A 22860-nucleotide genomic window follows, 5' to 3' on the forward strand; every position below is an offset into this window, starting at 1 on the left:
ATTGTGCGCCCTGCGGCGTTATTTTCCAACGAAAAACGCGCAAATCGCTTGTCAGGCGATCAGATTCCCGCCGCCAGCGGCGCTTGCACTTGCCAAATCCTTGAGACTCTAGAACAGGAAATACCGCTGCGCCATCGGCAGCACCTCGGCGGGCTCGCAGGTCAGAAGTTCGCCATTGGCGCGCACCTCGTAGGTCTCCGGATGGACCTCGATTTCCGGTGTCGCGTCGTTCAGCACCATCGACGCCTTGGAAATGCCGCCGCGTGTGTTGTCGACAGCGACCAGTTCCTTCTCGACGCCGAGCCGCTCGCCAAGCCCGCTTTCCATCGCAGCATTGGAGGTAAACACCACCGACGAGGCGGTCAGCGCCTTGCCGAAGGCGCCGAACATCGGCCGGTAGTGGACGGGCTGCGGCGTCGGGATCGAGGCATTCGGATCGCCCATCGGGGCGGCCGCGATGGAGCCGCCGACCAGCACCATCTCCGGCTTGGCGCCGAAGAAGGCCGGGTTCCAGAGCACCAGATCGGCGCGCTTGCCGATTTCGATGGAGCCGATCTCGGCCGCCATGCCATGGGCGATGGCCGGATTGATGGTGTATTTGGCGACATAGCGGCGAACGCGGAAATTGTCGTTGTCGCCGGTTTCCTCGGCGAGGCGCCCGCGCTGCCGCTTCATCTTGTCGGCCGTCTGCCAGGTCCGGATGATCACCTCACCCACACGGCCCATCGCCTGGCTGTCCGACGCGATGACGGAGAACGCGCCCATGTCGTGCAGGATGTCTTCGGCGGCGATTGTCTCCTTGCGGATGCGGCTTTCGGCAAAGGCGACATCTTCGGGAATGTTGGCGTCGAGATGGTGGCAGACCATCAGCATGTCGAGGTGCTCGTCGACCGTGTTGACCGTGTAGGGCCGGGTTGGATTGGTCGATGACGGCAGCACGTTCGGCAGGCCGCAGACCTTGATGATGTCGGGCGCGTGGCCGCCGCCCGCACCCTCGGTGTGGAAAGCGTGAATGGTGCGGCCGGCAATCGCGTCGACGGTCGATTCCACAAAGCCGGATTCGTTCAGCGTGTCGGTATGGATCATCACCTGCACGTCGTATTCGTCGGCGACCGTCAGGCAGTTGTTGATCGCCGCCGGCGTCGTGCCCCAGTCTTCATGCAGTTTCATGGCACAGGCGCCGCCCAGGATCATTTCCTCCAGTGCCGCGGGCAGCGAGGCATTGCCCTTGCCGGAAAAGCCGAGATTGACCGGAAAGGCGTCGGCGGCCTGGATCATGCGGCCGATATGCCACCGGCCGGGTGTGCAGGTGGTGGCCAGCGTGCCATGGGCCGGGCCGGTGCCGCCGCCGAGCATCGTCGTCAGGCCGCTCATCAGCGCGTCTTCGATCTGCTGCGGGCAGATGAAGTGGATATGGGCGTCGAAGCCGCCGGCGGTCAGGATCTTGCCCTCGCCGGCAATCGCCTCGGTGCTCGGTCCGATGACGATGTTGACGGCGGGCTGCGTATCCGGATTGCCGGCCTTGCCGATGGCATGGATGCGGCCGTCTTTCAGGCCGATATCGGCCTTGAAGATGCCGGTGTGATCGACGACCAGCGCATTGGTGATGACCGTGTCGACCGCGCCATCGGCGCGGGTCACCTGGCTCTGGCCCATGCCGTCGCGGATCACCTTGCCGCCGCCGAACTTCACCTCCTCGCCATAGACGGTGAGATCCTCTTCCACCTCGATGAACAGTTCGGTGTCGGCGAGGCGAACCTTGTCGCCGGTGGTCGGGCCGAACATGTCGGCATAGGCGGCGCGGGAAATCGTGGCGGGCATCAACGGGATCCTTGAAATTGTGAGAGCATGTTCAGGCGGGGCGTGTGGCGGCGGGCGAGCATGATCCGCGCCCAGAAAGCGACGAAGGGCGTGCGCCAACCGGCCACGATATCGAGCCGGTCGCGAAGACGGCAGCCGCCGTTGCGCGGCTCGACATCGATCGTGTGTTCCCAACTGCTGATGCTGCCGCTTTCGCGGCTCTTCAGATGCATTGCCTCATCATCGAACTCGACGATCTCGATGCAATAGGGAAGGGCGGGCGGCAGGCCGAACAGCGAGACAGTGGTGCGCACCGTCTGGCCGGCATGGATCGGCGTGTCGGGCAGCGGGCCGAACGTGGCCATGCCGGCAACCACGCGGCGCAGGCAGGCCCAGTCGGTGGCGAGCGCCCAGACCCGGCGCGGCGCGTCGTCGTAGTCATGCGACATGGTGACGGTAGCGGCCATCAGTAGGTTTCCATCAGCAGCAGCAGTTCCTGCGTGCGCTCTTTCGTCATGTGCGCCTTGCAGCTTGAGACCAGCAGCGGTTCGAGCGATCCGCCGCGCGCCGCGAAACCTTCCGAGGCGCAATGGCCGTCGCGGTATTCGATCCAGGCGCGCTGGGCCTTCAGGAGTGCATCCTCCGCACCGACAAGATCGGGCCCCAGATCGGCAAGATCGGCGTCCATGTCCTTCATGTGCTGACGCACTTTCGGCCACAACACATTGAGCGCCCGGTCGGCGCTTTGGTAGTCCATGGCAGCGCACCAGTTCATGCCCTGCTGCGGCAAGTCGCCGGCATTCGTGCAATCCCAATCCTGAGCGGTTGCGGTGAAAACCGTTGCCGGGAGAACGACCGCAGTCGCCACGAGTGTTCGTGCGGTGCGGGCCATGGCCATTCTCAGCCTTGCGCTCATCAGCCCTGCTCCCTGATGCGGTTGTCCAGCAATGTTATCATCCGGCCGCGGACATAACCGGGAAGCCACCGGGTCCAGGGCTGCGCGGCGAAGGCCATGGCCCGCTCGCCGAGCCCGGTATTCAGTTTGGCGACGGGGCTCCACTTGCCGGACCAATCGCCTTCCGGATCGATTTGCGCGATGAACGCGCTGCCAGGGCCGAGCCGCATTGCGAGATCCTGTTCCAGCGAGCCGCTGCTATGTCTGGCTGACAGCCCTTCAGTGAGTTCGGCGACGAGACGGTTCCAGTCGAGATTGCGAAACTTTGGCAGCGCCGCGAAATCCTTGTGGCTCATTCTCATCCCGCGCGAACGCAACCGGTGGCCGTGTAGGCTGCGTATCCAGCTATCGGTATCGCGGGTGCTGAAGAAAAACTCCGGATCGTCGTCGCGAAAGGCTTCCGCGATCAGCTTCAGATGGGCGTTGCCCGACCGGTATACGCCGGTATGCGCGCGCTGGTCGGGAAGCGGTCCCAGCAGGTTCTCGTAGGAGATGACCGCGACTTCGCATCCCTGCGCGGCGATCCAGGCACGCAGACCGGCAAGCCGGCTGCGCAACTGTGCGCGGGTCACCTTGCAGGGAAGCTGGTGATGGGCGCGCAGCCAGGGATTGAGCGTATCGAGAACCGGGCAGTTTCTTCGGGTGTAAAAGCCGTATCCCTCCGGCGCCAGATGCGCGTTGGCGCGCAGCAGCCGCTGGATGGAGGTGGTCGCGGTTTTGTGGAACCCCGCGTGGAGAAATACCTTCATTCGACCGGCCTTCGTGGCAATGCCCGCATCGACCTACAGTTCGCCCATCACATCGCCGCGAAAGCCGTAAACCGTCCGGTTGCCGGCAAGCGGCACCAAGGTCACGTCGCGCGCCTGGCCCGGCTCGAAACGCACCGCCGTGCCCGACGCAATGTCGAGGCGCATGCCGCGCGCCTTGTCGCGGTCGAAGGAAAGCGACGGGTTGGTCTCGAAGAAATGGTAGTGCGAACCGACCTGCACCGGCCGGTCGCCGGTGTTGGCGACCTTCAAGGTGACGGTATCGGCGCCATCGTTCAGTGTGATGTCGCCGTCGGCGGTGATGACTTGTCCGGGGATCATGTGTTTCTCCCTTATCCGGCGATCGCCAGCGCCATGCCATAGGCAGCGGTGGCGCCGCCCGCGATACGCAGCGCGGTTCGTCCCGCGTTGCCGGCAAGCAGTTTCATGAGGCCGGCACCGACGGCGACCCCGGCGACATGCAAAAGCGAAGTGGCGACGATGAAGCCGGCCCCGAAGGCAAAGGCACCGGCCGAACCGAGTTCGGAACCGTGCGCATAGCCATGGAAGATGGCGAAGAAACCGGTCACCGCCAGCACCAGTCCAACGGGAATGGGTGCGGCGATCGCGATCAGCAGCCCGAATGCGACGATGGAGGCGAGGATCGCCGGTTCAACATAGGGCAGGGGCATACCGACGAAGGACGCAGCGAAACCGGCAGTCATCAGCGAGACGAATGTCACGGGCACGGCCCAGATGGCGCGCCCGCCCAGCAGAGCCGCCCACAGGCCGACGGCAACCATGGCGAGGATGTGGTCGACACCGAAGAGCGGGTGCGAGAAACCGGCGGCAATCGAGCCATGCTCGCCGGGATCGAGATGCGCGAAGGCAGGCGAGGCGGTGGCGACAAGCAGAGCGGCTACGGCGAGTAGGCGAAGCATTTGAGGTGTTTCCTTTCGTTCGTCTTTGTTCTTGCGGTTCCTGGCTTGATCCCGGGCTGCGGCGGGCGAAGGCCGCTGCGAGAGCCCGGGAAACGGTGCTTCTCAGCGGATCGGTTCGTGCACGGTCACCAGCTTGGTGCCGTCGGGAAACGTCGCCTCGACCTGGATGTCGTGGATCATTTCCGGGATGCCCTCCATCACCTGGTCGCGGGTGACCACATGCGCGCCGGCTTCCATCAGATCGGCGACGGAGCGGCCGTCGCGGGCACCTTCGACGACGAAATCGGTGATCAGCGCAATTGCTTCCGGATGGTTGAGCTTGACGCCGCGGGCCAGCCGCTTGCGGGCCACCTCCGCCGCCATTGCGACGAGCAGCTTGTCTTTTTCACGCGGTGTCAGTTGCATCGTTTCCCCTGGGTGATCTGCATGATATCGTTGGCGGGCGCGCTGCGCAGGCGCGCTGCATCGTGATCAAATTGACCGTCGAGCGCAAGGGTTCCGTGTGTCTTTGTCGCAAAGTTCAGGCGTGCACAAAAAATGTGCATACCGACTGATGTAAAGGTATCACCGTGATTTAATTCGCGCCTTGAATTAAAGGGGTGTGATCGCTTACAATGATGGTTGGCGGCGCGTCGGCGCTCGCTTGGGAGGATCTGAATGTTTCTTGGAATCGATCTCGGCACGTCGAGCGTCAAGGCATTGCTCATCGATGGCGAACAGCGCATCGTCGCGTCGGCTTCGGCGCCGGTCGAGTTGTCGCGCCCGCATGACGGCTGGTCTGAGCAGGATCCGGCCGACTGGATCGCCGCGACCGAGACCGCGCTTGCCGCGCTGAAGCAGGAGCAGGCGGCCGCCATGGCTGCCGTGCGCGGCATCGGCCTGTCGGGGCACATGCACGGCGCGACGCTGCTTGGCGACGATGACGCGGTGCTCAGGCCCTGCATCATGTGGAACGATGTGCGCAGCCACGCCGAGGCGGCGGCGCTCGACGCCGATCCGCGCTTCCGCGAGATCACCGGCAATATCGTCTTTCCGGGCTTCACCGCGCCCAAACTCGTCTGGGTGAGGAACAACGAGCCCGATACCTTCGCAAAAGTGCGCAAGGTGCTGCTGCCGAAGGACTATCTGCGGCTGTGGCTGACCGGCGAACACATTTCGGAAATGTCCGATTCCGCCGGCACCAGCTGGCTCGACACCGGCGCACGCGCCTGGTCGGGCGACCTGTTGGCGGCAACCGGGCTCGGCGAGGAACACATGCCGGCGCTGGTCGAGGGCAGCGAGCCCGGCGGCCGGTTGCGCGGCGACATCGCATCGCGCTTCGGCCTCGAGACCGGGATCGTGGTGGCCGGCGGGGCGGGCGACAATGCGGCTGCTGCCATCGGCATGGGCACCGTGCACGACGGTTCGGCCTTTGCCTCGCTTGGCACGTCCGGCGTGTTGTTTGCGGCCAACGACGCCTATTCGCCCAATCCGGCAAGCGCCGTGCACGCCTTTTGCCACGCCATTCCCGCAACCTGGCACCAGATGGGCGTGATTCTCTCGGCGACGGACGCGCTCAACTGGTACGCCAAGCTGGTCGGCAAGGATCCCGCGGCACTGACCGGCGGTTTGGGCGACATGCTCGAACCGCCGTCAGGCGTGGCGTTCCTGCCCTATCTGTCCGGCGAGCGCACGCCGCACAACGACGCCGCGATCCGCGGCGTGTTTGCCGGCCTCGGCCATGACGACGACACCGCCGCATTGACCCGCGCCGTGATGGAGGGCGTGTGCTTTGCCTTCCGCGACTGCCTGGAGGCGCTGCGCGAAGCGGGCACGACGCTTGGCCGGGTCACCGCGGTCGGCGGCGGCTCGCGCTCGGACTACTGGCTCAAGCTGATGGCGACCGTGCTCGGCGTGCCGGTCGAACTTCCCGCCGATGGCGACTTCGGTGCCGCGTTCGGCGCGGCGCGGCTCGGTCTGATGGCCGCCGAAGGCGCCAGCCCGGCGGCGGTGTGCACGCCGCCCGCCGTCCAGAAAACCCACGAACCGGACCGCGCCATGATGTCGGCATTCGACGACGCCTATGGCCGGTACCGGGCCCTCTATCCAGCTATCAAGGGAGTCCTCGCATGAGCACCGGCTTTTTCGGCGATATCGCAAAGATCCAGTATGAAGGCCCGGAAAGCACCAATCCGCTCGCTTTCCGTCACTACAATCCCGACGAGGAGGTCATGGGCAAGCGCCTGGAGGATCATCTGCGCTTCGCCATCGCCTATTGGCACTCCTTTGCATGGACCGGCACGGACCCGTTCGGCGGTGACACGTTCCAGCGGCCGTGGTTCCCCGCCAACACGATGGAACTGGCCAAAAAGAAGGCCGACGTCGCATTCGAACTGTTCACCCTGCTCGGCGCGCCGTTCTACTGCTTCCACGATGCCGATGTGCGCCCGGAAGGTACCAGCTTCGCCGAAAACACCAAGGCGCTGAACGAGATCGTCGACTACTTCGCCGAGAAGCAGGCGGCGACCGGCCTCAAGCTGTTGTGGGGCACCGCCAACCTGTTCGGCAACCGGCGCTACATGGCCGGTGCGGCGACCAATCCTGACCCGGATGTGTTCGCCTTCGCCGCCGCCACCGTGAAGACCTGCATGGACGCCACGCACCGCCTCGGCGGCGCCAACTACGTGCTGTGGGGCGGCCGCGAGGGCTATGAAACGCTGCTCAACACCGATCTGAAACGCGAGGACGCGCAGCTTGGCCGCATGCTCAACCTCGTCGTCGAGTACAAGCACAAGATCGGCTTTGACGGCACGATCCTGATCGAGCCGAAGCCGCAGGAACCGACCAAGCACCAGTACGACTACGATGTCGCCACCGTCTACGGCTTCTTGAAGCGGCATGGCCTTGAAAACGAGGTCAAGGTCAATATCGAACAGGGCCACGCGATCCTTGCCGGCCACTCCTTCGAACACGAGATCGAACTGGCCCAGGCGCTCGGCATTTTCGGCTCGATCGACATGAACCGCAACGACTACCAGTCGGGCTGGGATACCGACCAGTTCCCCAACAACGTCCCGGAAGTGGCGCTGGCCTATCACGCCATCCTCAAGGGCGGCGGGTTGACCACAGGCGGCACCAATTTCGACGCCAAGCTGCGCCGCCAGTCGCTCGATCCGGCGGATCTCCTGCATGGCCATATCGGCGGCATGGATACGTGCGCGCGCGGCCTGAAAGCGGCGGCGAAAATGCTGGAAGACGGCGTCCTCACCGGCTATCTGGCCGAGCGCTATGCCGGCTGGGACGGCAAGGAGGCGCAGAAGATGCTGTCAGGCGGCTACTCGCTGGAAGACATCGCGCACTATGTCGAACAGGCCGATGTCAATCCGCAGCCGAAATCCGGCCAGCAGGAATATCTGGAAAACCTGGTCAACCGCTACGTGTGATCAGAGGACGGGGCCCGTCGTACCCGGCGGCGGTTTGTACCGCTTTCAAACCGTCTGTCCGGGCGCGTGCTGGCCGCGCGCCCGCGTTTCGGAAGGGCGTTCGCCGAATTGCCGGCGGTAAAGCCGCGAAAACTCGCTCCAGTTCCAGAAGCCGTGCCGCGCGGCAATATCGCCGATCGGCTGGTTGTCTGTTTCTGACCGTTGCAATGCGCGGCGGGCAAGGTGCAGGCGGTAGATCCGCCAATAGGTCAGCGGGCCGACTGCGACCTGCCTGGAGAAGGCGTCCTGCAACGACCGCGTCGTCGTATTCAACGATTCGGCGAGGGCGTTGATCGGCACGGTGTCGTGCCAGCCGGCCCGAATCTGCTGCCGGCTTTCCATGAAACGCTCGAAGAATCGCGGTTCGCTCACCGCTTCCGGGTTGGTCTCCAGCGTCCGGCCAAGTGACAGCGCGGCGGCTACGCTGCCGACAAGGGCATTGCCGATGCGCTCGGCGTCGAGCAGCGGCGCGTCGCCGGCGCTGGCGGCTTGCAACGCCTCCCGCGCATCGTCTCGCATCCGCTCGGCAAGCCGCGGTGCATGCAACAGGCCGACGGACGGCACCAGGGCATCGAGCCATTCGAAAACGGCGGGGCTGAGGCCGGGCTCGCGCAGCAGGCGTTCGCGGTTGACGACAATCGCGACGACCGCGCCATCGAGGGGGCTGCGCATATGCAGGCTTGCGCCCGGTGCGACGACCATGACCTGGCCGGTGCCGAAGGGCCGCCCGTTCACTACGAACGGTTCGCTGCCGCCGAGCGTGAGACCGAAGGAAAAATCTGTTGGCGAAGCGCCGATGAACTGCTCCAGCGACTGGTTGCAGTGCTCGACATGCACCGATGCGTTGGGGCCGAGAAAGCCGGACAGGAAACGTCCTTCGAACGCCCCCGGCGTCAGTTGCAGATAGGACTGATCGTGGCCCGCAAGGCGCTCGGCTTGCCGGTCGAAGTCGTCATAGGCGCAGTCGACCAAAGCCGCATGGTTTGCGCTCGCCCGGCAATCTGGAAACCAATTTGTTGATAATACGGTGTTTTTCAATCTTTCTCCCCGCGGCCAAGGTGCGCTGCGCGCGTAACGGCACCGCGACGCGTTGGCCTAGCATAACGGTGTATCACATCCCGGCGGTGGCCACGACCTGCGCTATGGCGCGCCGACGGTCCGGCCGGGCGGAAACCGGAGGACACTATGACAAGAATACTGGCCGCGTTGTTCGTGATGATCGGGGTCTCGCTGGCCCAGGCGGAAGAGCAGCATATGACGATACCGGCGCAGCCGCCGATGCCGGAAGCTGCGGAAACGGGCATGGCGGAGGTCAACGGCATTGCCATGTACTACGCCCTATACGGCGATGCGGGGGATACGCCGATCCTGATGATCCATGGCGGTCTTGCCCATGCCGATATCTGGGCCGCGCAGGTGGCCGATCTGTCGGCGGATTACCGCGTGATCGTGGCCGACACGCGCGGGCATGGCCGTTCGACCAACGATGGCAGTGCGTATTCCTATGAACGGCTCGCCGCAGACTACCTTGCACTGCTCGACCATCTCGAGGTGGACAAGGTGCATCTGGTCGGCTGGTCCGACGGCGCCAACATTGGCTTCGCCATCTCCGCCACCGCGCCGGAGCGGTTGGCCAGCCACTTCGCGCATGCCGGCAATGTCACGCTTTCAGGTATCGATCCCTCGGTGGAGACTAACGAGGTCTTCGGTGCCTATGTCGGCATGATGGGCGCGGATTATGCGAAGCTCTCGCCGACACCGGACGGTTTCGAAGCCTTTCTCGGCGGTGTTGCCACGATGTGGGGCACGGAGAAGTCCGGCGGCATGGAGGCGTTGGAGTCCTTCACCGTGCCGACCTTGATCGTGCAGAGCGAACATGACGAGGCGATCCTGATGCAGCATTCCAGGGATATCGCCGCCGCTATCCCTCGAGCGGGCCATCTCGTGTTGAAAGATGTCAGCCACTTCGCCTTGTTCCAGGCGCCTGATGCTTACACGCAGGCGATCCGCAGTTTCGTCGAAGCGCAGTAGGCCGGTCCTGTCGCGGCCGAATTTCCATGAGCTTTCAGGCTTTCGGGCCGTTCGGCCGCGTCACGACATAGCCAAAGGCGAGGACCATGCAGACCGCCTGCACGATGATGATCGCGGGTTTCACCGACATCGCGATGCTCAGGGCCAACAGCATGGCCATCATCGAACCCGCGATGATCTTGTAGCGCGGCGCGATCGCGCCATAGCTTTCCCAATCGTGGATCATCGGGCCGAAAACCCGGCTGTCGAGCAGTTTTTGCCGGAAAGCCGGGATGCTCTTGCCGAACGCGAAGGCGGCAAGGATGACGAAGGGTGTGGTCGGCAGCACCGGCAGGACCGCGCCGATTGCGCCCAACAGCAGCGCCACGACGCCGACCACAAGCCAGGCGGCTCGCCTGCCATGCGCCATCGCGGTGAAGATCGGTTGCATGTCCGGTTCTTGTCCGTTGCGGTTTCACGGGCGGGTCAAACCGCCGGGCACGTATCTAAACCTATTGGCCTGACTGACAAGCGGCTGGCCGCGCCCGTGCGCATACGGTGGACAAAGAAGCGGGCGCAAATCGTTGCCTTTCAACGATTTCATCGGGTTGCGTCCTTCTCGCAACGCAATCGATCCACCGCGCACGCACCTCCCCTATCATCTCTCTCGCCTTCTCACGGAAGTCTGGGTGCACACCGGCTCACAGGGAGAGGGACGGTGCCTGATTGGGTGAGGAGTGTTCGACCGCAGGTCGGCCAATCGACAACGATTTGTCGATTGGAACGACGAACGCCCGAAGCGAAAGCGCAGGGCGGGTGGTCGATCACGCGGTGCCTTGCCTGGGTGATGAACCCCCAAGTCAGGGCGGCATGAAGCGGCGCGCGCAGTCTTGTTTTCCCGGACAGAGTTCCGGGCCGCCGACCGAAGCTGCAAGACCACCGAGCGGGCGGTCCGAGGATCGCTATACCTTTTAGACGTTGCGATGCTTTGACCGCCCGTCTTCCATTCGCGATGCCCCGGCTGGCGCAGCCAGACCGGGAAAGCTTATCGCGAGCAGGAAAAAGTCTTTGATAATCCAGCCTCTGGAACGAGGCGCGGCGGCGATGAAGCGTGGCCGGTTGGTGGCGTCCGCCGTCACATGGCTGGCCGCTCTGACATCTGGTCCTGCCACCAGGGTTCGAGGATTGCGCGGGCCGAGGCGCGGCCGGCATCAGTCAATTCCAACGCGCGGCCGTCGCGGGTCACGAGGTTCTGGTCAATGCAGCGGGCGACCACGTCGCGGGCCTGTGTTTCACCCCACATCAAGTGCTCGCGCAGGGCGCGGGTAACGTTTTCCTCGTCCTGAACGTCGGTGCCCTCGTGATTGTAAAGGTGGACGGTCAGTGTGCGGCATTCATTGGCCCGCACCATGCCCTGCCGGCGCGCCATCCGGGCGATCAGCCCGTGACGCGGACCGAACAGGAAAGCGAGTGCCAGGAAAACGCCGGTCATAACCGCCATCATGCCGCCGATGGAGACGTTCAGCCAGATCGCCGCCGGATAGCCTATCAGGCTGGAGGCAATCGCGATCAGCGAGCCGTAGAGCAGCATCAGGTCGAGCCGGTCGGTCAACAGATAGGCGGCCGAGGGCGGCACGATGACAAAGGCGATGAACAGGATCGCGCCGACGGAATCGAAGGCGGCGACAGCGGTCATCGATGTCAGCGCCAGAAGCGCATAGAAGATCGCGACCGGTGCAAAACCGAGCGCGCGGGCGAGGCCGGCATCGAAGGTGACGAGTTTCAGTTCCTTGTAGAACAGCGTGACGAAGGCAAGGTTGATGATCGTCATCGCGCTCATCGAAAGAAGCGCCTGCGGGATGTCGTAGCCGCCGAGCGTCACCGTATCGAGCCAGACAAAGCCGATTTCGCCGAGCAGCACCGTATGCTGGTCGATGTGAACGTTGCGCGCATAGACGTTCAGGAGCAGCACACCGATGGAAAACAGCACCGGAAAGACGAGGCCGATTGCCGCGTCGTCCTTGACCCGGCGCGTATTGACCAGCAGTTCGGTCAAAAACACCGTGAACACACCGGTCAGCGCCGCACCGGCGATCTGAACCGGGCCGCTCTGCTGGCGAGTCAGCATCCACACGATGACGATACCGAAAACGATGGAGTGGCTGATCGCGTCCGACAACATCGAGTTGCCGCGCAGCACCAGGAAGGTGCCGAGCAGGCTGGCGGCGATGCCGACCAGTGCGCCGGTCAACACGATCGCGAAATCAGGATTGGAAAGCAGTGCCTGCATTTGCGATCACGCCTCCTTCGCGCCGAGGCTTGCGAGCACGCGCTCGGCTTCGGCGATGCCGTCTGCTGTCAGCACCCAGTGCGGGGTCGTCTCGGGCCGGTGGACGGCGGGTTCGACCAGCCCGCGCGACTGCAGCCGCTTCATGACCGGCGTGGTCCCTATGCCATGATAGGCATCGACCATGCCCTGTTCGGACGGGTAGGCGGAATCGCCGTGATGGGCAGCCAGCCGGTAAAGCGTCGTCAACACGCGCTGGCCGCGCAACTGCCGGCGGTCCTGTATCCGCTTGATATACTCCCACAGCAATCCGCGCTCGGGCGCGAACAGAAGCGAGATGCCGACAGCAGCCGACGCTGCGAGCACGATCAGCGGGCCGGTGGCGAGGCCGCGTCCAAGCGCGCTGATAAAGGCTCCGACAACGCCGGACACGATACCGATCACCGCCGACAGGGCCACCATGGTTTCCAGCCGCCCCGTCCACTGGCGGGCGGCGACGGCAGGCGCGATCACCATCGCCGCCATCAACACGACCCCGACCATCTGCAGGCCGACGACGACGGCAAGCGCGATCATCGCGGTCAGCGCGGTCTCCAGCACCAGCACCGGAAAACCGAGTGCGCGGGCATATTGCGGGTCGAACGTGACCAGCTTGAACTCTTTCCAGAAGGTCGCGACGATGGCGAGCGCGACAAGCGTCACGCCGCCCATCGCCCAAAGGTCGCTGCGCAGGATCGCAGCGGCCTGTCCGAACAGGAAGCTGTCCAGCCCGCCTTGTGCGGCATTGCCGGTGTTCTGGATATAGGTGAGCATCACGATGCCAATGGCGAAGAACACGCTGAGCGCAATGCCGAGGCCGGCGTCGGTCTTGAGCCGGCTCGAGCGGGTCAGCGCCAGCATCACCAGCGCCGCGAGCATGCCGGTGAACAAGGCGCCGGCCAGGATGCTGCCGATCTCGCGGCCGCCGGCAATGATGAAGCCGAGGCAGACGCCGGGCAGGGCGGCATGCGAGAGCGTATCGCCGAGCAGGGCCTGGCGGCGCAGCACCGCAAAACAGCCAAGCACGCCGCTGATCAGGCCGAGCAGGGCTGCGCCCATCGCCACGTTGCGGATCGTGTAGTCGGACAGGAACTCCAGCATCAGCGCGGACCGTGCAGTGGCACCACGTCCGGCGTATCGGTCAGCGTCGCGTCGCGCTCCAGAAGCGCGATCTGGCCGCCATAGGCGTCGCGCAGGTTTGCCGCGGTATAGACTTCGCTGACCGGTCCCTGGGCGATTGCCCGGACGTTCAGGATCATCAGCCAGTCGAAATAGCTGCGTACGGTCTGCAGGTCGTGGTGGACGACAATGACGGTCTTGCCACGGTCGCGCAGACCGCGAAGGATATCGACGATGGCGCGTTCGGTGGTCGCGTCGACACCAGCCATCGGCTCGTCGAGAAAATAAACATCGGCCTGCTGGACCAGCGCGCGGGCGAGGAAGACACGCTGCTGCTGGCCGCCGGAAAGCTGGCTGATCTGCCGGCCGGCATAGTCCTGCATGCCGACCTGTTCGAGCGCGTGCATCGCCTCGGCGCGCTCCGCGCGGCCGGGCCGGCGCAGCCAGCCGAGTTGGCCGTATAGACCCATCGTGACGACGTCGAGCGCGTTGGTCGGAAAGTCCCAGTCGACGCTGGAACGCTGCGGCACATAGCCGACGCGGCGACGCTGCGCGGCATAGGGCCGGCCGTGGATCCTAACATGGCCGGCAGTCGGCTTGATCAGTCCGAGGACCGACTTGATCAGCGTCGACTTGCCGGCCCCGTTCGGGCCGACAATCGCCGCCATAACGCCAGGCGGGACATCGAAATCGATGTCCCACAGCACGGGTTTGGAGTGGTAAGAGACGGTCAGGTCCTCGACATGGACGGCCAGTCCCGGTTCGTGAAGTGGTGGGCTGTCCACGTCGAATTTGTCTCCTGTCCCAGCAGGCGAGGGCCGCTTACTCGGCCGCTGCCAGTTCCCAGTTTTCGCCCCAGGCCTTCAGTTCTGCCGGCAGCGGGAGCGGCGTGCCGCCGAGCGCGGTCGTGATGCTGACGGTGTTCTCGTAGATCATGCCGATATAGGTGCCGCCGACGGTTCCGTCTTCACCCATTGCGTCGGAGAAGAGTTCGCCACCGACCACGACGTCATGGCCTTCGTTTTTGGCCGCATCGATGACCGCGTTGATGGTACGCGGGTTGATGGTGCTTTCCACGAACACGGCCGGCACCTTGCGCTCCAGGATGGAGTCGACGGTGGCGCGGATGTCCGCGATGCTGGCTTCCGATTCCGTGGAGATCCCCTGGATGCCGACTTCGTCGAGGCCGTAGGCGCGGCCGTAGTAGCCAAAGGCGTCATGGGCGGTAACCAAAACGCGCTGGCCCTCCGGGACGGTGGCGATCGATGCGGCGACCCAGTCATGCAGCGCCAGCAGCTTGCCGGCATAGGCTTCTGCATTGGCGTCGATTGTCGTGCCGCAGCCTGCATTCGCCTCTTTCAGCGCTTCGGCGATGGTCGGCACGGTCTTCGCCCACAGGTTGGCGTCCATCCAGAGATGCGGATCGATGCCGTAGATGTCTTCGACCGTGATCAGGTTGGCCGGCTCGATGGAGGCGGGGGAAAGCGCGACGGTCGGAACCCGCTCCGAAATGTTGGCGAGCACGTCGCCAAGTTGTCCCTCAAGCGAATAACCGGAGTAGAATATCACGTCGGCAGCCTGGAAGGTTTTCACATCGTTGGCGCTGGCCTGATAGAGGTGCGGGTCGACGCCCGCGCCCATCAGCGTGATGGAATCAACGCATTCGCCGCCGACATTGGCGACGACGTCGGCGATCATGCCGATGGTGGAGACCGCCTTGACGGAATCGGCGTTGGCAGGCGCGGCCATGAGGATGGCCGCAAGCGCGGTGGCGGAAATGCTGGCAACAGGGCGTTTCAGAGACATGGTGTGATCACTCTACTGGTTTCGATTGCGATTGCATATGAGAGGCATTCCAGATTGTCAATCCAGTTGCGAATGATTTGCAATTGCATGTTGACGCAGCCACCCGATTCGGTGTCGGGAAGGGGCCGCGTATCCTTGTTGATAGTTACAAACGCAACAATTACGGTTCGCCCAATTCAATAACTTGCTCAGGAGGCACCCATGCTGGACAAGGTAGAGGGCGAACGGCAGGTCGCTGCCACAACGAATGTCGAGCTGCAGTACATGCCGGGTTTCGGCAATGACTTCGAAACCGAGGCGCTGCCGGACGCATTGCCGCAGGGCATGAACTCGCCGCAGCGCTGCAATTACGGGCTTTATGGCGAGCAGCTTACGGGTACGGCGTTCACCGCGCCGAGCCACCAGAACGAGCGCACCTGGTGTTATCGCATTCGCCCGTCGGTCAAGCATTCCTCGCGTTACGCGAAGATCGCGCTGCCATACTGGAAGTCGGCGCCGCATGTTCTCGATGATGTGATCTCGCTCGGCCAGTATCGTTGGGATCCGGTGCCGCATGGCGATGAGGCGCTGACCTGGCTGACCGGCATGCGCACAATGACGACTGCCGGCGACGTCAACACCCAGGTTGGCATGGCGAGCCATGTCTATCTGGTCACAGACTCCATGGTGGATGACTATTTTTTCTCCGCCGACAGCGAATTGCTGGTCGTGCCGCAGGAAGGCCGGTTGCGGTTTTGCACCGAACTCGGGGTCATCGATATGGAGCCGAAGGAGATCGCCGTCATACCGCGAGGGCTGGTCTATCGCGTCGAACTGCTCGACGGGCCGGCGCGTGGTTTCGTCTGCGAGAATTACGGCCAGAAGTTCGAACTGCCGGGCAGGGGGCCGATCGGCGCCAACTGCATGGCCAACCGCCGCGACTTCAAGACGCCCGTTGCCGCCTTCGAGGATCGCGAAGTGCCGTCGACGCTGACCATCAAGTGGTGCGGCCAGTTTCACCGCTGCGAGATCGGCCAGTCGCCGCTCGACGTGGTCGCCTGGCATGGCAACTACGCGCCGTGCAAATACGACATGCGCAATTACTGCCCGGTCGGCGCGATCCTGTTCGACCATCCGGACCCGTCGATCTTCACCGTGCTCACTGCGCCATCGGGCGTGCCGGGCACTGCCAATATCGATTTCGTGCTGTTCCGCGAGCGCTGGATGGTGATGGAGGACACGTTCCGCCCGCCCTGGTATCACAAGAACATCATGAGCGAGCTGATGGGCAACATCTACGGTCAGTACGACGCCAAGCCGCAGGGCTTCGTGCCGGGCGGGGTGAGTCTGCACAATATGATGCTGCCGCACGGTCCGGACCGCGATGCGTTTGACAAGGCGTCTTGTACCGATCTGAAGCCCGAGAAGCTCGACGAGACGATGAGTTTCATGTTCGAGACCCGCTTCCCGCAGCACCTGACCGCGTTCGCCGCCAATGAGGCGCCGTTGCAGGACGATTACATCGACTGCTGGGACACGCTGGAGAAGAAGTTCGACGGCACGCCCGGCAAGAAGTGAGGACCTGAATGGCGGAGCGGCGGACCGGCCGCTCCTATTTCACGCCGGCGCGCAGGAATGCCTGGATGAACTGGCGCTGGAAGACCAGGAACAGGATCAAGAGCGGCGCAACGACCATGACGGTCGCCGCCGAGATGACGGAGATGTCGACGCCGTTTTCCGGCGCGCCGAAGATCGACAGGCCGACGGTCAACGGGCGGGAGCCTTCCGTGTTGGTGACGATCAACGGCCACAGGAAGTTGTTCCAGTGGGTCGAAACCGAAACCAGCGCATAGGCGAGATAGGTCGGGCGCGCCGCCGGCACATAGACCCGCCACAGCGTGCCGATGAGCGAGCAACCCTCCACACGGGCCGCCTCGTCGAGTTCCTTCGGCACCGATTTGAAGGCCTGGCGCATCAGGAAGATGCCGAAGGCCGATGCCATATAAGGCGCGCCGATGCCAAGAATGGTGTCGAGCAGGCCGAGTTGGACGGCGACAGCATAGTTCTCGACGATCAGCACCTCGGGCAGAATGAAGAGCTGCAGCAGCACCAGGATAAACAGGACATCCTTGCCGCGAAACGACACTTGCGCGAAGGCGAAGCCGGCGAGCGTCACCAGCACGAACTGGCCGATCAGGATCGAGGTCACCAACAGGAAGCTGTTGAGGAAATAGCGCAACCACGGCGCGCCGTCCCAGGCGGTGGCGAAGTTGGCGAGCGTCCACGGCGCGGTCAGCCGGAAGTTCACGGCGTCGCTGACATGGTGGAACGCCGCCCAGAAGGCAAACAGCAGCGGCGAGATCCAGACGATCGCCAGCGCGATCGCCAGAAGCGGCTCGATATGGCGCGCAATCCATCTCATCGGTAGTGGGTCCGGCGGTCGAGAATGAAGAACTGCAGGGCGGCAAGCGCGCCAAGCACGGCCAGCACCAGCACCGTCATGGCGGCGGCTGACGGCCGGTCGAAGAAGGCGAAGGCGCTCTCCCAGATGTAATAGAGGATCAGCTTGGAGGAATCCGAGGGTCCGCCCTTGGTCAGGATGAACAGGTGGTCGATCAGCTTGACCGAATTGATCATCGCGTTGACCAGGATGAACAGCGTCGTCGGCATCAACAGCGGCAGCACGACGCGGCGGGTATAGGTCCAGCGGCTGGCGCCCTCGATGTCGGCGGCTTCTTTCAGGTCAGGCGGGATAGTCTGCAGGGCGGCGAGATAGAAGATCATGAAGAAACCGGATTCCTTCCAGATCGTCACCGCGCAGACCGCCCAGAGTGCCGTTTCCGGCTGGCCGAGCCAGTTGACTGAGGGCGCGCCGAACAGCGCGCCGATCTGGTCGAGCACGCCGAAACCGGGGGTGTAGAAAAACAGCCAGAGATTGCCGGCGGCGATCATCGGCAGCACGGTGGGCGTGAAATAGGCGGTGCGCACGAAGCTGCGCGCCGGGATTTTCGCATTCGCCCACAGCGCCATGATGAGTGCCAGCGCGATGGAGACCGGAATGGTGACGCCGGCATAAAACAGATTGTTGGTGACGGCTGTCCAGAAAGTCGGATCATCAAATAGCGCCCGGTAGTTCTCCAGCCCGGCGAACTCCGACGGGTTGCGGCGCGTGCCGCGCGAAAAAAGGCTGGTCCAGAGCGTTGCCGCCGACGGGTAGAAGGCAAATGTCGTCAGCATGACGAGGGCGGGCGCGAGCAGCAGCCAGCCATTGATCGCCTGTCGGCGGCGTTCCAGCCGGAAGGGATCGGTCGTCATGCGGGAGGCTCCGGAAAGGAAAGGGGCGCCGGAGGACCCGGCGCCCGCAACGATTACTTGTAGGCCTTGAGCAGGCGTTCGGCTGCGTCCTGCGCTTCGCCCAGTGCTTCCTCGGCCGACTTGGCGCCGGTGAGGGCCGACTGGATGGCATTATTCAGGCCTTCGCGCACGCGCGCCGTCTCGAAGGTCGAGAACTCGGCAACGGCATGCTCGAGCTGATCGCGGGCGACGAGCGCCGGCGGGAACTCTTTCGTGTAGGCCTGCAGCGCCTCGGTCTCGTAGGCGGCCGGCGAAACGCCCATGTAGCCGGTGGCGATCGACCAGGCGGCAGCCTGTTCCGGCGAGGTCATGAACTTGATCAGTTCGAGCGCGGCTTCCTTCTCCTCTTCGGTGGAGTCCTTGAAGATATAGAAGTTGCCGCCGCCGGTCGGCGAGCCGAGGCGAACCTTGCCCGGCAGCTTGGCGACGCCGAAGTCGAAGCTGGCGTTGTTCTTGACGGCGGTCAGGTTGCCGGTCGAGTGCCACATCATCGCGGTCTTGCCTTCCAGGAAGGCCTGGCGAAGCGTGCCCCATTCGACGGTGCCTTCCGGCATGATGCCGTGCTCGCTCGACAGCGACTTCCAGAACTCCAGCGTGTCGACGATGGTCTCGTCGTCGAAATAGGTCGTGGCGCCATCGTTCGACATCACTTCCTTTCCATTCTGGATGGCGAGGGCCTGGAACATCCAGTAGGGATAGCCGGTCGACGGGATCATCAGGCCGTAGGAGCCGTCATTGGTCAGCGCCTTGCCCATCTCGACCAATTCGTCCCAGGTGGTCGGTGCCTTTTCCGGATCGAGGCCGGCGGCGCGGAACATGTCCTTGTTGTAGTAGGCGACGATGGTCGAGCGCTGGAACGGCACGCCCCAGGTCTTGCCCTCGATCTTGCCGTTGGCCATCAGCGCCGGGTAGAAACTGTCGAGCCAGGCTTTCTCTTCGTCGCTTTCGATCACGTCGTCGAAGGCAACCACGAGATCCTGTTCGATCAGGTCATAGGCGTCGATGGAGAACATCACGGCGAGCTGAGCCGGGTCGCCCGAGTTCAGCGCCGAGAGCGCTTTGATGCGGGTGTCGTCATAGTTGCCGGCATAGATCGCGTTGACCTTGATGTCCGGGTTCTGTGCCTCGAAATCGGCGACGATGCCGTCGACGACCTTGGTCAGCGGACCGCCAACGGCGATCGGGTAATACATCGTCAATTCGGTCTCGGCGTGAGCCGGATTGACAAGCATGGTGCTTGCAGCGAGCATGCACAGGGCAGATGCGGTACGAAACATTGTGTGCCTCTTCAGTCGGTTAGCTGGTTGAGTGTGGGTGCCTTTCGGCCATCACGGGACACTGTTTGGCGACTGTCCGTCCCGTAATTCTGCTGCGGGTCCTTTTTGAGCTTGCCCGTCTGGGCGTCGAAAAGGACCCGACTTTGTTCCGGTATGTGGATGCCGAGGCGCTGCCCTGGCAGATAACTTGTTGAGCCCGGTAGCGTCAGGCTCAGGCCGTCTGCGGCGGGGTGCTCGAGAAGCACCCGCGTTTCGCCGCCCAAAAACTCGCAATCGGCAACGGTGGCGACGAGATCGGCATCCTTGTCGGTGATCGGCGAGATCTGTTCGGGACGCACGCCGACGCGGACCTGTTGGGACAGGCCGAGCGCGTCTCCGGCAATGCTGGCCATCGGCGGCTCACCGATGAAGGCAGCGGCAAATAGGCTTGCCGGCGTCGCGTAAAGTTCGGCCGGCGTGCCCTGCTGCTCGATCGACCCGTCGCGCATCAGCACGACCTTGTCGGACAGGCTCATCGCCTCGCTCTGGTCGTGGGTGACATAGATGACTGTCAGATCGAGCCGGCGCTGCAGCGCCTTGATGTCGCGGCGCACCGAATTGCGCAGTTTCGCATCGAGGTTCGACAGCGGCTCGTCCATCAAACACAGCGGATGACCGGCGACGACGGCGCGGGCAAGCGCGACCCGCTGGCGCTGGCCGCCCGACAATTCGGCCGGCTTGCGCCGCTCTAACCCGCCAAGCCCCATCATGTCGATGGCTTCGCCCAACCGTTTCTCGCGGTCCGGGCGCGGCATGCGGCGCACCTTCAGCCCGAACTGGACATTCTCGGCGACGTTGAGGTGCGGAAACAGCGCATAGGATTGGAAGACCATCGACAGGCCCCGCTGCGATGCCGGGGCGGCTGTCACGTCGGCGCCGGCAATGGAGATCGCGCCCGCCTGCGGGCTTTCGAGGCCGGCGATCAGGCGCAGCAGCGTCGACTTCCCGCAGCCGGACGGGCCGAGGATAGAGACGAAGCTGCCTTCGGCGACATCGAGCGTCACCGTGCGGACGCCGCCCTGGCCGTCCCATTGGCGCGTTACGCCGCTGAGGCTCACCGCGTTCACAGCCCGGTCCCCTGTTCGCTGGTGACGATGAGTTCGCCCGGCAGCCCGTCGAGCAGACCGGCGTGGGGAGCGCCCGGCCGCCGGTCGAGAATCACGCAATCGGCTTCGTCGATCCGCCCGCCGACGGCAGCCGCGCGCCGGCCGAACTTGGTCTTGTCGGCAACGAGGATCGTGGCGCGCGAGTTGCGCTCGAACTCCTCGCGCATGCGCACCTCTTCCTCGTGGAAATCGAGCAGGCTGCCATCCACGTCGATGCCGCCGACGCCGTAGATGCCGAAGTCGGCGCGATAGGCGCTGAACAGGTCGATGGCCTGCCGGTTGAGGAAGTCGCGGTCAGGCAGCCGCATCTCGCCGCCGGGCAGGATCACCCGGTGCGAGCTGTTTTCCGAAATCGCCATCGCCGCGTTCAGATTGTTGGTGATGACGGTCAGCGCTTCCCGTGCCGCGAGTGCGGCGGCCACGAATGCCGGCGTCGTGCCGATGGAAATGAACACGGTTGCACCATCGGGAACCATCGCCGCTGCAGCACTCGCGATGGCGCGTTTGGATGCGGCATTCAGCACCGCCCGAGCGCCGTAGGGCATGTTGGCGCTGCCGTCTATATACTCTGCGCCGCCATGCAGCCGGCGCAGTTTCGACTGTTCGCACAAGGCGTTGATGTCACGCCGGATGGTGTGGGCAGAAACACCCAACTCGTCGGCGAGCGCATCGACCATGACGCGCCCGGCGCGTTGCGCCTCGGCAAGGATTAACGAACGGCGGTCCATCACAGCTCCTGTGCAATCATGCTCATATGAGCAAGATTATGCGACATTCACGTGACAGTTAGCTCACTTGAGCATGACAAAGTTCATATCGTCACAGAGCGACCGTGCTCTCACGGCCGCTGCGGCGGATCGAATCACGATCCGCTGCTCTCGTAGACGCCTTGCGCCCTTGATTCAGCGCTTGCCGGTTTTCTCGAAGCTGGCGAAGGCGTCGGCGAAATCCGGATGCCAGCGCGACAGCGCCGGCCGGTTCTCGGCCACGTCGCCTGCCGCCCATTCGGCGCGCCTGCGGTCACGGGTTTCGTCGACATCATTGTCCGGGCAAAGGATGTAGAAGTCGCCCTTGGCCAGCCGGCCGAGGAAGTAGTCGACCGTTTGCTCGCTGGTCCATGCGGAGGGGGGCTTTTCGGGAATAAAGGCGGCGATCATCCCGGTATAAGTGAAACCCGGCACGAACAGATGCGCGGAAATCGGCGCACCCGACTGGCGCAGGTCATGGGCGAGTTGCTCGGTCAAGACGCGGACCGCCGCCTTCGACGCGTTGTAGCCGGGATTGCCGGGCGGGGTGGTGATGCCCTGTTTGGATCCGGTATTGACGACCACTGACGGACGCCCGGCCTCGATCATGCGCGGCACGAAAGCATGCACGCCGCGCAGCACCCCGAGCAGGTTCACGTCCAGCATCCTGCGCCAATTTTCCTGTTGCTCCCAACTCCCCGTGGGCAGGCCAATGCCGGCATTGTTCATCAGCACGGCGACAGGGCCGGCGGCGAATGCCGCATCGGCCAGCGCGGCGATATCCGCGTCGCTGGTTACATCCGTGGCGACCGCCTTGACGGTTGCGCCGGGTGCTGCGGCCGCTGCCACCTCGGCGGTCGCGGCGTCGAGGTTCTCGCCGGGGAGGTCGGCCAGGATCACGCCGAGACCGGTCTCGGCGAAACGCAGCGCCGCGGCCCGGCCAACGCCGCTTGCCGCACCTGTTACGACGGCGATCCCGCCGGCTTCGATAGCGTCCTGATAACTCATGGTGTGGTATCTCCCGTTTCGGATGTCGTGATCAGCTGCCCTTAGCGTAAGCTTCCTGCATCGCGCGGGCGATTGGCCGATCAATGCCATTGAGGCCGCGCCAAAGCCAGAGGAGCGGTGTTTTTTACCGCTGCCGCTTATCCGCTTGCTACAGCTTACCAAGGGCAATAACGTCATTTTTGGTAAG

General features: G+C 64.0%; 23 protein-coding genes. 4 read left to right on the forward strand and 19 right to left on the reverse strand.

What is annotated here, in order from left to right; genetic code table 11:
- Nucleotides 1-108: 108 nt before the first annotated feature.
- The 7 genes from ureC to ACO06R_RS08535 form a co-directional block, all read right to left on the reverse strand.
- The gene (gene ureC / locus ACO06R_RS08505) at nucleotides 109-1821 is read right to left on the reverse strand and encodes an urease subunit alpha (protein ID WP_421858471.1); all 1713 of its coding nucleotides are present in this window, start codon (nucleotides 1819-1821) and stop codon (nucleotides 109-111) included.
- Nucleotides 1821-2267: an SRPBCC family protein gene (locus tag ACO06R_RS08510; protein ID WP_421858474.1), complete on the reverse strand. Its 447-nt coding sequence runs from the start codon at nucleotides 2265-2267 to the stop codon at nucleotides 1821-1823. The genes ureC and ACO06R_RS08510 overlap by 1 nt, the downstream gene beginning before the upstream one ends.
- Nucleotides 2267-2716: a lysozyme inhibitor LprI family protein gene (locus tag ACO06R_RS08515; protein ID WP_421858477.1), complete on the reverse strand. Its 450-nt coding sequence runs from the start codon at nucleotides 2714-2716 to the stop codon at nucleotides 2267-2269. The genes ACO06R_RS08510 and ACO06R_RS08515 overlap by 1 nt, the downstream gene beginning before the upstream one ends.
- On the reverse strand, nucleotides 2716-3504 hold the full coding sequence (locus ACO06R_RS08520) for a hypothetical protein (RefSeq protein ID WP_421858479.1): 789 nt from the start codon (nucleotides 3502-3504) through the stop codon (nucleotides 2716-2718). Before ACO06R_RS08520 ends, ACO06R_RS08515 begins: the two co-directional genes overlap by 1 nt.
- A 33-nt stretch (nucleotides 3505-3537) precedes the next feature.
- Nucleotides 3538-3843: an urease subunit beta gene (locus tag ACO06R_RS08525; RefSeq protein WP_421858482.1), complete on the reverse strand. Its 306-nt coding sequence runs from the start codon at nucleotides 3841-3843 to the stop codon at nucleotides 3538-3540.
- 11 nt (nucleotides 3844-3854) lie between these two features.
- Complete coding sequence (locus ACO06R_RS08530) at nucleotides 3855-4442, reverse strand: HupE/UreJ family protein (protein ID WP_421858484.1); 588 nt, start codon at nucleotides 4440-4442, stop codon at nucleotides 3855-3857.
- Between the two features lie 102 nt (nucleotides 4443-4544).
- On the reverse strand, nucleotides 4545-4847 hold the full coding sequence (locus ACO06R_RS08535; RefSeq protein WP_421858486.1) for an urease subunit gamma: 303 nt from the start codon (nucleotides 4845-4847) through the stop codon (nucleotides 4545-4547).
- Nucleotides 4848-5099: 252 nt separating this feature from the next.
- Here ACO06R_RS08535 and xylB point away from each other — a divergent pair, with 252 nt between their 5' ends.
- Together xylB and xylA are read left to right on the forward strand one after the other, a co-directional pair.
- Nucleotides 5100-6554, forward strand: a complete 1455-nt coding sequence (xylB, locus tag ACO06R_RS08540; protein WP_421858489.1) for a xylulokinase — start codon at nucleotides 5100-5102, stop codon at nucleotides 6552-6554.
- Nucleotides 6551-7864 (forward strand): xylose isomerase, encoded by a 1314-nt coding sequence (gene xylA / locus ACO06R_RS08545; RefSeq protein WP_421858492.1) that lies wholly within the window; start codon nucleotides 6551-6553, stop codon nucleotides 7862-7864. Before xylB ends, xylA begins: the two co-directional genes overlap by 4 nt.
- A 45-nt stretch (nucleotides 7865-7909) precedes the next feature.
- On the opposite strand, the gene ACO06R_RS08550 is transcribed toward xylA, so the two are convergent.
- On the reverse strand, nucleotides 7910-8941 hold the full coding sequence (locus ACO06R_RS08550; RefSeq protein ID WP_421858494.1) for a helix-turn-helix domain-containing protein: 1032 nt from the start codon (nucleotides 8939-8941) through the stop codon (nucleotides 7910-7912).
- 147 nt (nucleotides 8942-9088) lie between these two features.
- Here ACO06R_RS08550 and ACO06R_RS08555 point away from each other — a divergent pair, with 147 nt between their 5' ends.
- Entirely contained in the window at nucleotides 9089-9934 is an 846-nt protein-coding gene (locus ACO06R_RS08555; protein WP_421858496.1) for an alpha/beta fold hydrolase, read from the forward strand.
- A 34-nt stretch (nucleotides 9935-9968) separates the two neighbouring features.
- Here ACO06R_RS08555 and ACO06R_RS08560 read toward each other — a convergent pair whose 3' ends face one another.
- From ACO06R_RS08560 to ACO06R_RS08580, 5 genes are all read right to left on the reverse strand, one after another.
- Nucleotides 9969-10364 (reverse strand): YbaN family protein, encoded by a 396-nt coding sequence (locus ACO06R_RS08560; protein WP_421858499.1) that lies wholly within the window; start codon nucleotides 10362-10364, stop codon nucleotides 9969-9971.
- 684 nt (nucleotides 10365-11048) lie between these two features.
- Nucleotides 11049-12203: a metal ABC transporter permease gene (locus ACO06R_RS08565; RefSeq protein ID WP_421858502.1), complete on the reverse strand. Its 1155-nt coding sequence runs from the start codon at nucleotides 12201-12203 to the stop codon at nucleotides 11049-11051.
- A gap of 6 nt (nucleotides 12204-12209) precedes the next feature.
- Nucleotides 12210-13340, reverse strand: coding sequence for a metal ABC transporter permease (locus tag ACO06R_RS08570; RefSeq protein ID WP_421858505.1), 1131 nt, complete (start codon nucleotides 13338-13340; stop codon nucleotides 12210-12212).
- Nucleotides 13340-14143: a metal ABC transporter ATP-binding protein gene (locus ACO06R_RS08575; protein ID WP_421858508.1), complete on the reverse strand. Its 804-nt coding sequence runs from the start codon at nucleotides 14141-14143 to the stop codon at nucleotides 13340-13342. Before ACO06R_RS08575 ends, ACO06R_RS08570 begins: the two co-directional genes overlap by 1 nt.
- Nucleotides 14144-14180: 37 nt before the next feature.
- On the reverse strand, nucleotides 14181-15164 hold the full coding sequence (locus ACO06R_RS08580) for a metal ABC transporter solute-binding protein, Zn/Mn family (protein ID WP_421858510.1): 984 nt from the start codon (nucleotides 15162-15164) through the stop codon (nucleotides 14181-14183).
- Between the two features lie 201 nt (nucleotides 15165-15365).
- Between ACO06R_RS08580 and hmgA the strand changes: the two genes are divergently transcribed.
- Nucleotides 15366-16721: a homogentisate 1,2-dioxygenase gene (gene hmgA / locus ACO06R_RS08585; protein WP_421858513.1), complete on the forward strand. Its 1356-nt coding sequence runs from the start codon at nucleotides 15366-15368 to the stop codon at nucleotides 16719-16721.
- Nucleotides 16722-16755: 34 nt separating this feature from the next.
- On the opposite strand, the gene ACO06R_RS08590 is transcribed toward hmgA, so the two are convergent.
- The 6 genes from ACO06R_RS08590 to ACO06R_RS08615 all read right to left on the reverse strand — a co-directional run bounded on the left by ACO06R_RS08590 (nucleotide 16756) and on the right by ACO06R_RS08615 (nucleotide 22673).
- Nucleotides 16756-17565 carry a carbohydrate ABC transporter permease gene (locus tag ACO06R_RS08590; RefSeq protein WP_421858516.1) on the reverse strand — a complete coding sequence of 270 codons (810 nt, stop codon included), beginning with the start codon at nucleotides 17563-17565 and terminating at the stop codon, nucleotides 16756-16758.
- Nucleotides 17562-18458, reverse strand: coding sequence for a carbohydrate ABC transporter permease (locus ACO06R_RS08595; RefSeq protein WP_421858518.1), 897 nt, complete (start codon nucleotides 18456-18458; stop codon nucleotides 17562-17564). The genes ACO06R_RS08590 and ACO06R_RS08595 overlap by 4 nt, the downstream gene beginning before the upstream one ends.
- A 53-nt stretch (nucleotides 18459-18511) precedes the next feature.
- Nucleotides 18512-19774 carry an ABC transporter substrate-binding protein gene (locus tag ACO06R_RS08600; protein WP_421858520.1) on the reverse strand — a complete coding sequence of 421 codons (1263 nt, stop codon included), beginning with the start codon at nucleotides 19772-19774 and terminating at the stop codon, nucleotides 18512-18514.
- Nucleotides 19775-19785: 11 nt separating this feature from the next.
- A complete protein-coding gene (locus ACO06R_RS08605; protein ID WP_421858522.1) occupies nucleotides 19786-20880 on the reverse strand; it encodes an ABC transporter ATP-binding protein in 1095 nt (364 codons plus the stop codon).
- The gene (locus tag ACO06R_RS08610; protein WP_421858524.1) at nucleotides 20877-21647 is read right to left on the reverse strand and encodes a DeoR/GlpR family DNA-binding transcription regulator; all 771 of its coding nucleotides are present in this window, start codon (nucleotides 21645-21647) and stop codon (nucleotides 20877-20879) included. The genes ACO06R_RS08605 and ACO06R_RS08610 overlap by 4 nt, the downstream gene beginning before the upstream one ends.
- A 174-nt stretch (nucleotides 21648-21821) precedes the next feature.
- On the reverse strand, nucleotides 21822-22673 hold the full coding sequence (locus ACO06R_RS08615) for an SDR family NAD(P)-dependent oxidoreductase (protein WP_421858527.1): 852 nt from the start codon (nucleotides 22671-22673) through the stop codon (nucleotides 21822-21824).
- Nucleotides 22674-22860 lie beyond the last annotated feature (187 nt).

This window comes from Oricola sp. (assembly GCF_965230365.1).
Taxonomy (GTDB): Bacteria; Pseudomonadota; Alphaproteobacteria; order Rhizobiales; family Rhizobiaceae; genus Oricola.